The following is a 14,408-nucleotide window of genomic DNA, read 5'->3' as shown; positions in this document are numbered from 1 at the left end:
TAGGCTCTTAATGGATATTTACCTCGCAACCTTATTCGCTTTTGTCGCATGAAAATGGCGCGGGAAAGAGGCATTAAGTTGTAAGAGGTCTGACCTGTTTGTCTTTATTTGTTGTAGTGCATTTGATTATTTTTATCAATTCATTTACATCATAATTACAACTTGACTCACAAACCTGACTACCGTTCCCGGTTTTCTGATTGTCGTCAGCGATCCTGTCGATCGTGTGATTGTCTGCTTCTCGCTGTTTGTGCGATCCGCTACACTGCAAGGCAGAATAGAATGATGTCACCGGACACAATGAGAGGATTCCATGTATCAGGACTTAATCCGTAATGAACTGAAAGAAGCAGCAGAAACGCTGAATAACTTTTTGAGCGATGACGAGAATATTCAATCGATTCAAGATGCGGCGGTATTATTGGCTGACGCGTTCAAGGCGGGAGGAAAAGTCATTTCCTGCGGTAACGGCGGGTCACACTGCGATGCGATGCATTTTGCTGAAGAACTGACCGGGCGCTACCGTGAAAATCGCCCAGGCTATCCTGCTATTGCGATTTCCGATCCCAGCCATCTTTCTTGCGTGAGTAACGATTTTGGCTATGACTTTGTATTTTCTCGTTATATTGAATCACTAGGGCGTGAAGGGGATGTGCTTTTAGGCATTTCTACATCGGGTAATTCAGGCAATATCATTAAAGCGATTGCAGCGGCAAAAGCAAAAGGTATGAAGGTGATTACGCTGACGGGGAAAGACGGCGGTAAAATGGCCGGAACGGCAGACGTTGAAATCCGTGTTCCTCATTTTGGTTATGCGGATCGCATTCAGGAGATTCATATCAAAGCGATTCATATCCTGATTCAACTGATTGAAAAAGAAATGGCTGGTAAATAAGAACGGCAAGCACGCGGGAGAGGGTAGGAGAGTTAAGATGTGTGAACTGCTTGGGATGAGCGCGAATGTGCCGACGGATATCTGTTTCAGTTTTACCGGACTGATTCAACGTGGTGGTCGTACCGGACCGCACAGAGATGGCTGGGGAATTACGTTTTATGAAGGGGATGGTTGTCGTACTTTCAAGGATCCCCAGCCAAGCTATAACTCGCCGATTGCCCAACTGGTACAGGATTATCCTATTAAGTCTTGTGCGGTGGTGTCGCATATTCGACAAGCGAATCGGGGCGCGGTATCGCTGGAAAATACGCATCCCTTTACCCGCGAGCTATGGGGCAGAAACTGGACGTTTGCTCACAATGGGCAGTTGAAAGGCTATCGTGCGCTAAAAACCGGTATGTTTCGGCCCGTCGGCCAAACGGATAGCGAATTTGCCTTTTGCTGGCTATTGCATCAATTATCGCAGCGCTACCCTCGTACACCAGGTAACTGGCCTGCTGTGTTTCGCTACATCGCAGAACAAGCCGATGTATTACGCAAGAAAGGCGTGTTTAACATGCTGCTGTCGGATGGGCGGTTTGTTATGGGGTACTGTTCTACCAATCTGTACTGGATTACGCGCCGCGCACCGTTTGGTAAAGCAACGCTATTGGATCAGGATGTTGAGATTGATTTTCAGCAACAGACAACGCCGAACGATATTGTGACGGTGCTGGCAACACAGCCACTGACTGGAAACGAAACCTGGCATCAAATCATGCCAGGAGAGTTCGTCTTATTTTGCTTTGGTGAGCGTATAATTTGATTGCGGCTGGCTGGTCATCAACGGTGGGTTAACGACATATTGCCCGTTAAATACCGTGACGGCCGGCGGCTGATAGTGCTGATTAAAATAGGCATAGCCTGGCTGTAGTTGGCGCCAAAAATGATAGTAGTTTGAATTGCGATGGCGCTGCATGTTTTGTTCCGTCATTCGGAACGGGTAAATAGCCAGATCAATTTTCGTTTGCCCGTGTCGGAGTGCTTGTTCTGCATAACGATAAATTTCATCGATATAATTATTGGTCATAGCATAGCAGCCTACCGAGACACACTCTCCGTGAATCATCAGATATCGACCAGAATAACCTTGTGATTTGTCATACTCGTTCGGGAAACCGATATTAATCGCCCGGTAATACTGGCTGTCTGGTTTTAGCTGGCGTAAATCAACCTGATAGAATCCTTCGGGGCTTTTTAAATCCCCTTCAACGCGTTTGGGGCCTAATCCACCTGAATATTTACAAATAGGGTAGCTGTCTAATAAACGGTATTCGCCGCTTACCTGAGCATAAAGTTCTAATACTCTCTCTTCTTTAAAGATCTGGATATAGATCGGAGAACCTAATACTTGCTGTTTTAATTCTTTTGTTATCGGTGCGGGCCCACTGGCTGCGCTGGTAACAACAATCGAAGGCAAAAAAAACAACATCGCAAGAGACAGCGCGATTTTTTGCATTATGGATCCTGATGAAATAAAAGCTGTGCTATATACGGTGTAAACATTATCGTCCCGTATTCCTTCGCCTTTAGGCGGATTTATAACCAATACATTTCGATAGCTGTCTGAATGTAACTCAATCTATCTCGCACCTGAAAGTCGAAGTGAAATAGAGGCCGACAATATCGCACGTTGAAAAGCAAAGGGTATAAAACGGTTTTACATTATCATCGCCTTCATTTTAAGCAAGTATCAAGGCCGTTAAATTCCCCTTTTTACGGCAAAATGAGAGATAAAGAATACTCATGCGTTATGCATTCATGAGAATGTCATGGCGATAATACGTACCAGAGATTTTTTCTCAGAGTGCGATCAATAAATGTCCTGTTGTGTCTGATCTATTTCGTCACTTGCCGATTGCTATACTTGACTGTATATTTATACAGTCGTTGGGGAGGGGTATGCGAAAAATCATTCATGTGGATATGGATTGTTTCTATGCAGCCATTGAGATGCGCGATAACCCTCGGCTGCGTGATATTCCGCTGGCGATCGGCGGCAGCGCGGATCGTCGTGGTGTCATCAGCACGGCTAATTATCCGGCGCGACGTTATGGTGTTCGTAGCGCAATGGCGACGGCAACGGCGTTACGTCTCTGTCCTCATTTGACTTTGCTCTCTGGCCGAATGGAGCTTTACAAGGCCGTTTCCCTCCAGATCCGTGACATTTTTGCTCGCTATACCTCTCTGATTGAACCTCTCTCTCTGGATGAGGCTTATCTGGATGTGACCGACAGTCTTTATTGCAATGGCTCGGCCACATTGATCGCAGAAGACATTCGTCAGGCTATTTTCAACGAGCTGAATCTGACTGCTTCGGCTGGTGTAGCACCTATCAAGTTTCTTGCCAAAGTCGCTTCGGAACTCAATAAGCCTAATGGTCAGTATGTGATTCCACCCGATCAGGTAGAGCCTTTTATTTTACAACTGCCGTTGGGAAAGATCCCTGGCGTCGGCAAAGTCACTGCGAAACGGTTGGAAGAAAAAGGGATGCTGACCTGTGCCGATGTGCGCCGTTATGAATTGGCCGAATTATTAAAAAGTTTTGGCAAATTCGGTCGTATTTTATGGGAACGTTGTCATGGCATTGATGAACGCGCGGTTTCACCCGATCGGCTGCGTAAGTCGGTCGGTGTGGAAAAAACGCTGGCAAAGGATATCTACCATTGGCATGAGTGTGAGGCGCTGATTGAGCAACTTTACCCAGAGCTTGAGCGACGTTTAGCGCGGGTCAAACCTGATCTGCATATTGCCCGACAAGGCGTAAAGCTGAAATTTGATGATTTTCGCCAGACGACACAGGAACACGTGTGGCCAGTTTTAAATAAACAGGATCTGATGACTTTAGCGCAGCAAACCTGGGCAGATCGGAGAGAATCTCGCGGTGTCCGGTTGGTCGGGTTGCATGTGACGCTGCTTGATCCGCAAATTGAGCGGCAGCTTGTGTTGAACTGGGAATAATCGATATAAAGGGCGGCTTTGGCAAGCCACCCTTAATTTATAATGTGGCTATGCTCGTTCAGGGATGGCTTTCAGCAATGCTGTCAGCAATTGCCAATATTGGCCTACGCTGGCGATATGAACTTGCTCATCAGGGGAGTGTGGCCCCGTAATAGTAGGTCCGATAGACACCATATCCATGTTTGGATAGGGTTTTTTAAATAAACCGCATTCCAGACCCGCATGGATGACCATAATGTTTGGCGTTTTGTTGAACAATTTCTGATAAGTTTCACGTACCAACTGCATGACTTGCGAACTGGCGTCAGGTTGCCAACCAGGATAGCCGCCTTTAGGCGCAGTATGAGCACCGGCAAGCTGTCCTAATGCGGTGAGCGTACTGACAACATCGTCTTTCCCGCTATCAATCAGTGAGCGGATCAGACAAACAATTTCTGCTTCCTGATCATTCGTTGTGACGACGCCGACATTCAATGATGTTTCGACAACTCCTTTCACTGCGTCACTCATACGAATTACGCCGTTTGGCGTTGATTTCAATAATGCCAGCAGGCGGTCACGGCTATCTTTCGTTAACGCGAGTGATGATGTTTCGCTGGTTTCTACCAATATGTTGAGATTTTTTTCAACGGCAGATAGCTCATTTTTCAGCGTTGACAGGTACGATTGGCTTAGCGTTTTTAGTTGTTCAACATTAGCGGCTGGCAGTGCCAGCAATGTGAAGGATTCTCTGGGGATCGCGTTACGCAATGTCCCGCCATTCAGATCAATAATACGAAGATCCAGCTTATCGGCCTGTTCAAACAGGAAACGGGCTAATAGTTTGTTGGCGTTTCCCAGACCAAGATGAATATCTCCACCGGAATGGCCGCCCTTTAGGCCTTTTATGGTTAACTTTAATGTCTGATAACCGGCAGGGAGTGCCTCGCGTACCAAAGGCAAACGGGTAATAAAATCAATGCCTCCGGCGCAGCCCATGTAGATTTCGCCTTCTTCTTCTGAATCAGTATTGATCAGAATTTCACCTTGCAACCAGTTCGGTTGCAGGCCAAAGGCGCCATCCATACCGGCTTCTTCTGTCATGGTCAGTAACACTTCCAGCGGGCCGTGTTTGACGCTGTTATCTGCCAAAACGGCCAGCGCAGAAGCCATACCGATACCATTGTCGGCACCCAGTGTGGTGCCACGCGCTTTTACCCAATCGCCATCGATGTAGGGACGAATAGGGTCACGGATGAAATCATGTTCGGTGTCGTTGTTTTTTTGCGGCACCATATCCAGATGCGCCTGTAATACAACGGGTTTGCGGTTTTCCATGCCAGCGGTGGCGGCTTTGCGCAACAGAATATTGCCTACCTGATCGCGTTCGGCATGGATATTTTTTTCTTTTGCCCACTCAAGGATATGCGTAGCCAGCGCTTCTTCATGGTAAGACGGATGGGGAATCGAACAGATCTTGGCAAAAATGTCCCACAATGGCTGTGGGGCAAGTTGAGACAATTCAGACATTATTGAGTCTCCTTTTCAGCAAACCTGCCTTTGCATCTGATATTCAGGCGTGACAGGTGGAAAGTTAATCACGAGTAGCCATCCGATATGGCGTGTTGAGAGAGAATATCACTTTCTTTCAGGGGCAGGAAAAATCGACGTGAAAAACTAGACGTGAAAAACTGAAAGTGCCGAGAGGGCAATTCTGTCATGCGGCTTATACCCAAAGGCACTTCTGACTGTCAAAGAACAGTAAAATCGCTCGAGGCGTTGAGACTAAAGAATGTTATCGGGACGGTGATAGACCGTGATGCGATCGCCAATGGATAAGGTTTGGTATTCGGTTTCAGACGTTTCAACCTCATAGCGTTGCCCGCCAGCCTCCACGTTTAGGATAAAACGCTCATTTTCCCAAGTATGGAGAGGAACATAGCCGTAAACATTATCGATTAGCATGAGTGACTTTTGGGCTGGTTGCCGGTATCGATGTATGATTTTGCCTTCCAGCGGTGTAGATTTTTGCCAGAGTAATTGGACGGTGTTTCTGAATGCGAGATAAAGTACGACCACCAGCGCAATGATGAGACTGGTTCCAATAACGGTGATTTGATCCTGAAGTAAAGGGGATAATATAGCCATCGTTGACTCCGTCAGGTTTCTTCAAGGGTGATTTACTCGACTTTTCCTTTCTGCGTCCAATGACTTTTTGTGCTGACTTATTCCCAAATTTTTATTTAGATAGCACGCATCGTGTGGAAACTCGGTTGTTAGGCAGATAAATACTGGTTTTTATGCCTCTGGATATCTATAATCTCGCGCAACCTTTTTTCCCCTTTAGACTCAAATGAAGCCAATTTCGATTCGGCTGGGATATATTTTATGAGTGAAAAGTACGTCGTAACCTGGGATATGTTGCAAATTCATGCCCGTAAACTGGCACAGCGTTTACTGCCTGCCGAACAATGGAAAGGTATTATTGCCGTTAGCCGTGGTGGTTTAGTACCGGGAGCCCTGCTGGCGCGTGAATTGGGCATCCGCCATGTTGATACCGTTTGCATTTCCAGCTATGACCACGATAACCAGCGAGAAATGAAAGTGCTGAAGCGTGCTGAAGGGGATGGAGAAGGGTTTATCGTTGTCGACGATTTGGTTGATACCGGTGGTACAGCGAAAGCGATCCGTGATATGTACCCCAAAGCACACTTTGTTACTATTTTCGCCAAGCCTGCTGGCAAGCCGTTGGTTGATGATTACATCGTCGATATTCCGCAGGATACGTGGATCGAACAACCGTGGGACATGGGCGTCGTCTTTGTTGCGCCGCTGTCTGGCCGTTAACGGTTATATTTGCCTCTATCAATGCCCGGTTTAGCCGGGCATTGTTGTTTATAGCCTCGGGGCGTTGTGCGTTTTTTTCACCGCGTTGAGCGGAATGTGTGTTTGTGTATCCTACTGTTTGTTTTTACCATCGGGAGTTCGTTAAACTCTATTTTGTAAAGTACGGCGGTTTGTTACACATGGCAATCGTCTGGCTGGCCGCTAATGGCGGTTTACATTAACGGAGGTTGCTTTGGCGCAAGCTAATCTGTCTGAAACCCTATTCAAACCCTCCTTCAAGCATGCGGAAACGTCCACGCTGGTAAGACGATCTCGTCACACGCAGGAAGCGGTGGATGCACACTATACGCTGGAAGGTGAGAATACCCGCAGTTGGTATCGCATGGTCAACCGCCTGATGTGGATCTGGCGTGGTGTTGATCCGTGGGAAATTGAAGAGGTGCTCGCACGTATCGCCGTAAGCAACGCGGAAAGAAGCCGGGACCACCTTTTGGATACCGTTATTGGTTACCGGAGTGGTAACTGGATTTACGAATGGGCAAAGCAAGGGGCGAACTGGCAACAGCAGGCCATGGAAGGGGAGAATGGTGCGCAAGGTCAGTGCTGGCTGAATGCCGCTAATCTTTATAGCATTGCGGCGTATCCGCATATTAAGGGTGATGAGCTGGCTGAACAGGCACAGACATTAGCTAACCGTGCTTACGAAGAAGCAGCAAAATACCTTCCCTATGAATTAAAGGAACTCACCTTTCCGATCCAAGGTGGCGGAACGCTAACCGGTTTTTTGCATTTGCCTTCACAGGGAAATGCGCCTTTCCCGACCATTCTCATGTGTGGCAGCCTGGATATGCTGCAAAGCGATTACTATCGCCTGTTTCGTGACTACCTGGCTCCAGCCGGTATGGCAATGTTGACTATCGACGTTCCCTCCGTTGGATTTTCTTCCCGCTGGAAACTGGATCAGGATTCGAGTTTCCTACATCAACAGGTATTACGCTCGTTACCCGATGTGCCATGGGTTGATCATTGCCGCGTAGGTGCCTTTGGCTTCCGTTTTGGGGCTAATATCGCAGTACGCCTGGCGTATCTTGAATCGCAACGTCTGCGAGCCGCCGCGTGCCTTGGGCCGGTAGTGCATCATTTATTATGTGATGCTCAGCGTCAGCAGCAGGTGCCGGATATGTTTATGGATGTGCTAGCGAGTCGTTTGGGCATGCCATTCTCTACCGATATGGCTTTAAAAACGGAATTGGGACGTTATTCTCTTAAAACTCAGGGATTGTTAGGGCGACGTTGCCCGACACCGATGCTGGCCGGATATTGGGATAATGATGTTGTAAGCCCAAAAGAGGAAGCAAACCTGATCGTGAATTCGTCTGCTCAAGGAAAATTGCTGCCCGTTAATTTTTCACCCGTTTATGCAAATTTTCATGGTGCGTTACAGAAAATCAGCGATTGGCTGCAAAAGCAGTTACGTTAATCGTGAGAGTGGTGTTGATTGTGTCATTATTTCGCCAAATGGTTGATAAATTGCCATTCTCTGCTAAAAAGAATGTGCAACCAGAGGAGATTGCCGATGATGTTACCAAGTGGACACCCGAAAAGCAGACTCATGAAGCATTTTGCATCACTGGGGCCGTATCTGCGCGAGGCCCAGTGTGAGCATGAACATTTTTTCTTTGATTGTCTGGCCGTTTGCGTCAACGTAAAACCTGCACCCGAGAAGCGGGAATTCTGGGGGTGGTGGTTAACGTTGGAAGATCAGGGAAATGCCTTTACCTACAACTATCATTTGGGTTTGTATGATAAAAGCGGTCACTGGCGAGAAGAGACGATTAAAGATCAGGATGTCATGGCCCACATTGAAAACACCAAACAAGCTTTTCACCTTCGTCTGGAAAAACTACTGCAATCGATGCAACCTGCCTGTGCGTTAATCGCACGACCGTGATACTTCCCACTGCTTCCCTATTTATTCACAGGTTTTCGCGTTGAGCCTGTTGGCATAACGCGCCTGTCCTGTTACAACGTTTCCTTGATTTATCTTTTTATGACTTTTAACGGTAGAAAATTATGAGTGGCAGCCAGACGTTGGTTGTGAAACTTGGCACCAGTGTATTGACTGGCGGTTCACGCCGCCTCAATCGTGCCCATATTGTTGAATTGGTCAGACAATGTGCCCAGCAACATGCGGCGGGACACCGAATTGTTATTGTGACTTCAGGCGCGATTGCCGCTGGGCGTGAACATTTAGGCTATCCGGAATTACCCACGACGATCGCGACTAAACAGCTACTTGCCGCAGTGGGACAAAGTCGCCTGATCCAACTGTGGGAACAATTGTTTTCCATTTATGGCATCCATATTGGTCAGATGCTGCTGACGCGTGCGGATCTGGAAGATCGGGAGCGTTTTCTGAACGCTAGGGACACCATGAGAGCGTTGCTGGACAATCATATTGTTCCCGTTATCAATGAAAATGATGCGGTTGCGACGGCGGAAATTAAAGTGGGAGACAATGATAACCTCTCCGCATTGGCCGCTATCCTTGCCGATGCAGATAAGCTATTGCTGTTGACCGATCAGGCCGGATTGTTTACCGCCGATCCACGCAAAAATCCCGATGCGGAGCTGATCCGTGAAGTGACGGGGATTAACGATGCGCTGCGCAGTATTGCGGGTGACAGCGTGTCAGGATTGGGTACCGGTGGGATGTCGACCAAACTTCAGGCTGCTGATGTGGCTTGTCGCGCGGGGATTGATGTCGTGATTGCGGCGGGAGGAAAGCCGGGGGTGATTGGCGATGTGATTGCTAATGTCTCTGTCGGTACCCGTTTTCATGCATTAGACGCGCCGCTGGAAAACCGCAAACGCTGGATTTTTGGTGCACCGCCTGCGGGCGAGATTACTGTAGATGATGGTGCATTATCGGCAATACTTGAACGGGGTAGCTCATTGTTACCTAAAGGTATTCGTACTATTGACGGAAACTTCTCTCGTGGCGAAGTGATCCGTATCCGCAGCCTGATGGGGCGTGACATCGCTCATGCCGTCACTCGCTACAACAGCGATGCGTTGCGTATGATTGCCGGACATCATTCTCAGCAGATTGCCGATATCCTCGGTTATGAATACGGTCCGGTGGCAGTGCATCGCGACGACATGATTATCAATTAAGGAACACGCCATGCTGGAAAAAATGGGCAAAGCGGCTAAACAAGCTTCCTATCACCTATCGGTGCTGAGTACGGCACAGAAGAATCAGGCGCTGAACGTGATTGCTGACCTGCTGGAAGCGGAAAGCGCAGAGATTTTGGCTGCTAATGAGCTGGATCTGGCGGATGCTCGGCAAAACGGCATGAGCGCCGCGTTACAAGATCGGTTGCTACTTACGCCGCAGCGTCTGAGCGCTATTGCTGATGATGTACGCCAGGTGTGTCGCTTGAACGATCCCGTAGGCGAAGTGATCGATGGTCGTCTGCTGGATAATGGCCTAAAACTGGAACGTCGGCGTGTTCCGCTCGGTGTCGTGGGCGTTATCTATGAAGCGCGTCCGAATGTGACGCTGGACGTCGCCAGCCTGTGCCTGAAAACTGGTAACGCAGTGATTCTGCGCGGTGGCAAAGAGACTTATCGCACCAATGCGGCCACGGTGAGCGTGATTCAACGCGCACTGGCGCAGAGTGGATTGCCTGCCGCTGCGGTTCAGGCGATTGAAAGCCCGGACAGAGAGCTGGTCAATCAACTGCTCAAACTGGATCGCTACGTAGATATGCTGATCCCACGCGGTGGGGCTGGGCTGCATAAACTGTGCCGTGAGCAATCTACCATCCCGGTGATCACTGGTGGCATTGGCGTGTGCCATATTTTTGCCGATGAGAGCATCGATTTCGCCAAAGCGCTGACCGTGATTGAAAGCGCTAAGGTACAACGTCCGAGCGCATGCAACAGCCTGGAAACGCTGCTGATTCATCGCGCCATTGCCGCGCAGTTCCTGCCTGCACTGAGCGAGAAAATGGCACAGGCTGGCGTGACGCTGCACGCCAACCCAGAAGCCTTGGCCACGCTACAAAGCGGGCCCGCTAACGTGGTTGCGGTGGAAGCCAAGGATTACGACGACGAATGGCTCTCTAACGACCTCAATGTGGCGCTGGTGGACGACATGGATGCTGCCATTGCCCATATCCGTGAACACGGCACGCAGCACTCCGATGCCATTTTGACGCGCTCTATCAGCAATGCGGAACGCTTTGTGCGCGAGGTGGATTCCTCGGCGGTGTACGTCAATGCCAGCACCCGCTTTACCGATGGCGGACAGTTTGGTTTGGGCGCTGAAGTGGCGGTGAGCACGCAGAAACTGCATGCGCGCGGCCCGATGGGCCTGGAAGCGTTGACCACCTACAAGTGGATTGGTTACGGCGAAGATTTAATCCGCGCCTGACAGTCGTCTTAAGCCTGAAAGTTATAGGATTCTCCGTTATTAGCAGTGAAAATAATGAGAGAGTCCTGTTATTCTTCTGGTCGTTTACAAAACCAGCAAACGGACGGCAAAGCTATTGACTTGCTGCGGTGATTTCACTACTTTGTCATCCCGTAGTTCATCGTCAGCACTCGCTGGCGAGTCTCAAAGCCGATATAGCTCAGTTGGTAGAGCAGCGCATTCGTAATGCGAAGGTCGTAGGTTCGACTCCTATTATCGGCACCATAAAATCAATAAGTTACAGAACACCCTCTCTCTGAAATTTCCTTTTCTTGCTCTCGGGTACACTCCGGGGTACACAAGTTACAATGTATAGATCATCTCAAATGTGTTTTTACTAAATTTCCGCCATCTCATTTTGCGATGCTTGCTTTGTAGCGTCTACCGCGTCTGGGCCTGTCATTTTGTGGAACGATCAATCCTTCATGCCGGTAGGGCGTTTGTGGGGCTTACATAAGTCTGATGGAGCTGCATGTAGTTGTCGTTAGGCTGTTGTTTAGCTGATGTGGTTATTCGATATATTGGTGTGCAAGATACTGTCATATGACAATTAAACTTTTATATTTACAACTCTTTGTAATATCTATAAATTTAAACGCTTGATAAGCGCGTATTGGGGATTTGTAATGAAAAAGTTTTTCCCTATATCAGAAATTGTTAGTCAGTATGGTATAGATATCGAATTCATTATTAGTGAATGGATAAAGGGGAAGTTTTGCATCTTTGTTTCTTTTGATGGTGAGTTGTGTACTATGAGGCATGCTCTGGATTATGAGAGGAAAGACAAAGATTTTAAATTTCATTTAAATCTCAAAACAGATCCATTTCAGAATGTGGAAAACCCACTTCATGAATATCTATCCTTTATCCCTGAGCAACCATTAGACGATCATTTTAGAACTGAATATAAAGCTGATTGGTCCGGTCCTTTCTTTAAAGGATATGATGAAATTACGTATAATGGTAGAGCTTATGGGTATTGGTATTTAAAGCCAACTAAGACTACACATTTTGGTCGAGATCATTATATTTTGTCAGATCAAAAAAATTATAATGATTTGAAAAGTAAGTCTGGAGTGATGTTTGTCTCTGCGTTTAAAGATTTTTCATATAATGATCTTGTCTTTCATAAACCGATAAAGATTAGTGTTGATAATTTATTTATTGAAAAAGAGATGTTTGGCCTTGTTGTCGAGTTATATAATTTATCCAGTAATGATGAATGTGTCGTTAATGTAGATTTATTGGAAAAGACTTTGATTGAAGATGGAGCCTACTTTCCACCAACGAGTAAAATTGCGATATATGTATTAATTAATGAAGTTTTGTCTCGTGATGGGCGTGTTGTTCCTAGTAAAGTTTCTGATTTCTTTAATAATAGAAATATGTCTATTAATCAAACAACGGTAAAAGGTTGGTTAGAACGGCCAGAGGAAAGAAATAAACCTTTCAGAGACTCAGCAAGAAATAATAAAATAATTAATCTATTGTTGCGGGAATATTGTGAAGGAAAGGATGGTATGAAAACCCCCCATGAAATCGCTAATAAATTAACATCGATCGCTAACGTGAATCCTTACAATTTCAACATAAAATTTACGTCAGATGTTGTATCTAAGTGGTTGAAATTAAATCAATAAATTTTATTTTTTTTGACCTCTTGCTAAGCGCTTAATAAGCGCTTAGCAAGAGGTCTCCTTCTTTTTTTTCATCTTATCTTGATTCATCCTTCTTCAACCGAAACGAAGGAGGCAAAATGAATACATTATTTACCCCACCGACGCCCATACAGCGGTCAAAAATCTTGCAGGACTACGGCGAGCCTTGTGATCGATTGGTTCGTGAAAGAGAGCGTCAGCATATCACATCAGTATCTCGTTCCACGGCTTGGAAGCTGGAGAGAGTTGGTCTCTTCCCACCGCGTAAGTCGATAGGGTTGAAATCCTGTGCTTGGTTGTTAAGCGATCTTCTTTGTTGGATCAATGAACGTTAATAAATTTTATTACTGAGTGCTCATCTTGCTATTTCTGCTAAAAATAGCGGAATAGCTACTAAGGTGAAGTATTTTCAACGTTAAACTGATTATGAGGTTCTTTATGTTCGATGAACATCCTTTCCCTGTGCATGTGTTTCCACCAGTCATTAGAAATGTAATTCATGAAGTTGGGCAACATACACAGGCACCGCCGTCTTTGATTGCTGCATCTGTTCTCGGAGCGATTTCTCTTGCTTGTCAGAACAGAATTGATGTAGGTCGACCTGGCGATTTACGTGGTCCGGCATCTCTTTTTCTACTGACGCTGGCAGAATCCGGGGAACGAAAAAGTACAGTGGACAAACTATTGATGAGGCCACTGTACCAATTGGAAGAACGATTGTTTGCAAAATATACGCAGGAATTTGCGGATTGGCGAAATGATGAAGTCATTTTTACTACGGAAAAAAAAGCTTTGATATTAAAACTGAAATCTGATGTTCGCCTTAACAAAGATTCTTCCGCAACGAATGAACGGCTAAAAGATCTATTGGCGACTCATCCGGCTGAGCCAACCAGGTATAAGCTAATGTTCAATGATGCCACTCCAGCGGCGATTAAAGACTATCTCTGTGGAGACTGGCGAGCAGTTGGTATCATGTCTGATGAGGCTGGCACTATATTTAATGGCTACACGCTGAATGAATTGCCATTCATTAACAAAATGTGGGATGGATCGACGTTCTCAGTGGAAAGAAAAAGCTCACCAGAACGGTTGATTAAAGATGCCAGATTGACCTTATCTTTGATGGTGCAACCGGATATTTTTAAGGGATATCTGGAGCGTAAAGGTGATACAGCGAAAGGTATCGGATTTTTCGCTCGCTGCTTAATTTGCCAGCCAGATTCAACACAGGGTTCCAGAAAAATTACTAGCCCTGTTAGCTCAAGTGAACATCTTCCGGTATTCCATCATCGATTGCTAGAGATCGTCCATGATAGCATCGATAGAAATGTCGAAAATGAAAGAACCTGCCTGCATTTTACTCCCGACGCAGAGCAACGATGGATTAAATTTTATAATGATGTTGAATCCGAAATGGGGTTGTGGGGAAACTTATCAGATTTTAAAGATTATGCATCCAAAGTGGCAGAAAATATGGCGAGAATTGCCGCACTATGATCCTACCCACGTAATGTGGACACAGCCCTAAGCGAGGTTCTGGTTTTCA

Annotated in this window: 13 protein-coding genes, 1 tRNA gene and 1 pseudogene; 12 read left to right on the top strand and 3 right to left on the bottom strand. The window is 46.6% G+C overall.

Features of this window, described 5'->3' with window-relative positions:
- Positions 1–313: 313 nt before the first annotated feature.
- Both lpcA and ACKPVM_RS13155 read left to right on the top strand, forming a co-directional pair.
- Positions 314–895 (top strand): D-sedoheptulose 7-phosphate isomerase, encoded by a 582-nt coding sequence (gene lpcA, locus ACKPVM_RS13160; protein ID WP_409309600.1) that lies wholly within the window; start codon positions 314–316, stop codon positions 893–895.
- 37 nt (positions 896–932) lie between these two features.
- On the top strand, positions 933–1,700 hold the full coding sequence (locus ACKPVM_RS13155) for a class II glutamine amidotransferase (protein ID WP_409309598.1): 768 nt from the start codon (positions 933–935) through the stop codon (positions 1,698–1,700).
- Here the strand turns inward: ACKPVM_RS13155 and dpaA are convergent.
- On the bottom strand, positions 1,671–2,393 hold the full coding sequence (gene dpaA / locus ACKPVM_RS13150) for a peptidoglycan meso-diaminopimelic acid protein amidase (protein WP_409309596.1): 723 nt from the start codon (positions 2,391–2,393) through the stop codon (positions 1,671–1,673). The genes ACKPVM_RS13155 and dpaA overlap by 30 nt on opposite strands.
- Positions 2,394–2,836: 443 nt before the next feature.
- Here dpaA and dinB point away from each other — a divergent pair, with 443 nt between their 5' ends.
- Entirely contained in the window at positions 2,837–3,895 is a 1,059-nt protein-coding gene (gene dinB / locus ACKPVM_RS13145) for a DNA polymerase IV (RefSeq protein ID WP_409309594.1), read from the top strand.
- 48 nt (positions 3,896–3,943) lie between these two features.
- On the opposite strand, the gene pepD is transcribed toward dinB, so the two are convergent.
- Together pepD and ACKPVM_RS13135 are read right to left on the bottom strand one after the other, a co-directional pair.
- Positions 3,944–5,404: a beta-Ala-His dipeptidase gene (pepD, locus tag ACKPVM_RS13140; RefSeq protein WP_409309592.1), complete on the bottom strand. Its 1,461-nt coding sequence runs from the start codon at positions 5,402–5,404 to the stop codon at positions 3,944–3,946.
- Positions 5,405–5,659: 255 nt separating this feature from the next.
- Positions 5,660–6,022, bottom strand: coding sequence for a hypothetical protein (locus tag ACKPVM_RS13135; protein WP_409309590.1), 363 nt, complete (start codon positions 6,020–6,022; stop codon positions 5,660–5,662).
- A gap of 240 nt (positions 6,023–6,262) precedes the next feature.
- On the opposite strand from ACKPVM_RS13135, the gene gpt reads away from it, so the two are divergent.
- From gpt to ACKPVM_RS13090, 9 genes and pseudogenes are all read left to right on the top strand, one after another.
- Positions 6,263–6,721, top strand: coding sequence for a xanthine phosphoribosyltransferase (gpt, locus tag ACKPVM_RS13130; protein WP_409309589.1), 459 nt, complete (start codon positions 6,263–6,265; stop codon positions 6,719–6,721).
- A 232-nt stretch (positions 6,722–6,953) separates the two neighbouring features.
- The gene (frsA, locus tag ACKPVM_RS13125; RefSeq protein WP_409309587.1) at positions 6,954–8,201 is read left to right on the top strand and encodes an esterase FrsA; all 1,248 of its coding nucleotides are present in this window, start codon (positions 6,954–6,956) and stop codon (positions 8,199–8,201) included.
- 96 nt (positions 8,202–8,297) lie between these two features.
- Entirely contained in the window at positions 8,298–8,672 is a 375-nt protein-coding gene (gene crl / locus ACKPVM_RS13120) for a sigma factor-binding protein Crl (protein ID WP_409309585.1), read from the top strand.
- Between the two features lie 122 nt (positions 8,673–8,794).
- Complete coding sequence (proB, locus tag ACKPVM_RS13115; protein WP_409309583.1) at positions 8,795–9,898, top strand: glutamate 5-kinase; 1,104 nt, start codon at positions 8,795–8,797, stop codon at positions 9,896–9,898.
- 10 nt (positions 9,899–9,908) lie between these two features.
- On the top strand, positions 9,909–11,162 hold the full coding sequence (gene proA, locus ACKPVM_RS13110) for a glutamate-5-semialdehyde dehydrogenase (protein WP_409309581.1): 1,254 nt from the start codon (positions 9,909–9,911) through the stop codon (positions 11,160–11,162).
- A gap of 188 nt (positions 11,163–11,350) precedes the next feature.
- A tRNA-Thr gene (locus tag ACKPVM_RS13105) sits at positions 11,351–11,426 on the top strand.
- A 401-nt stretch (positions 11,427–11,827) separates the two neighbouring features.
- Positions 11,828–12,841 carry a hypothetical protein gene (locus ACKPVM_RS13100; protein ID WP_409309580.1) on the top strand — a complete coding sequence of 338 codons (1,014 nt, stop codon included), beginning with the start codon at positions 11,828–11,830 and terminating at the stop codon, positions 12,839–12,841.
- Positions 12,842–12,957: 116 nt separating this feature from the next.
- Entirely contained in the window at positions 12,958–13,194 is a 237-nt protein-coding gene (locus ACKPVM_RS13095; protein ID WP_071822604.1) for a helix-turn-helix transcriptional regulator, read from the top strand.
- 103 nt (positions 13,195–13,297) lie between these two features.
- Positions 13,298–14,356: pseudogene (locus ACKPVM_RS13090) on the top strand (YfjI family protein); the annotation flags it as partial.
- Positions 14,357–14,408 lie beyond the last annotated feature (52 nt).

This window comes from Pectobacterium hainanensis (genome assembly GCF_046237015.1).
In the GTDB taxonomy this organism is placed as follows: Bacteria; Pseudomonadota; Gammaproteobacteria; order Enterobacterales; family Enterobacteriaceae; genus JBJYIN01.
The sequence above is the reverse complement of the archived record's forward strand: the minus strand, read 5'-3'. Positions and strand labels throughout refer to the sequence as shown.

Excerpts from the sequence above, each read along its gene's own strand:
- ACKPVM_RS13100 (WP_409309580.1), top strand. The coding sequence starts at position 11,828 with ATGAAAAAGTTTTTCCCTATATCAGAAATTGTTAGTCAGTATGGTATA.
- crl (WP_409309585.1), top strand. The coding sequence starts at position 8,298 with ATGATGTTACCAAGTGGACACCCGAAAAGCAGACTCATGAAGCATTTT.
- proA (WP_409309581.1), top strand. The coding sequence starts at position 9,909 with ATGCTGGAAAAAATGGGCAAAGCGGCTAAACAAGCTTCCTATCACCTA.
- dpaA (WP_409309596.1), bottom strand. The coding sequence starts at position 2,393 with ATGCAAAAAATCGCGCTGTCTCTTGCGATGTTGTTTTTTTTGCCTTCG.
- ACKPVM_RS13155 (WP_409309598.1), top strand. The coding sequence starts at position 933 with ATGTGTGAACTGCTTGGGATGAGCGCGAATGTGCCGACGGATATCTGT.
- ACKPVM_RS13135 (WP_409309590.1), bottom strand. The coding sequence starts at position 6,022 with ATGGCTATATTATCCCCTTTACTTCAGGATCAAATCACCGTTATTGGA.
- gpt (WP_409309589.1), top strand. The coding sequence starts at position 6,263 with ATGAGTGAAAAGTACGTCGTAACCTGGGATATGTTGCAAATTCATGCC.
- pepD (WP_409309592.1), bottom strand. The coding sequence starts at position 5,404 with ATGTCTGAATTGTCTCAACTTGCCCCACAGCCATTGTGGGACATTTTT.
- ACKPVM_RS13095 (WP_071822604.1), top strand. The coding sequence starts at position 12,958 with ATGAATACATTATTTACCCCACCGACGCCCATACAGCGGTCAAAAATC.
- lpcA (WP_409309600.1), top strand. The coding sequence starts at position 314 with ATGTATCAGGACTTAATCCGTAATGAACTGAAAGAAGCAGCAGAAACG.
- dinB (WP_409309594.1), top strand. The coding sequence starts at position 2,837 with ATGCGAAAAATCATTCATGTGGATATGGATTGTTTCTATGCAGCCATT.
- proB (WP_409309583.1), top strand. The coding sequence starts at position 8,795 with ATGAGTGGCAGCCAGACGTTGGTTGTGAAACTTGGCACCAGTGTATTG.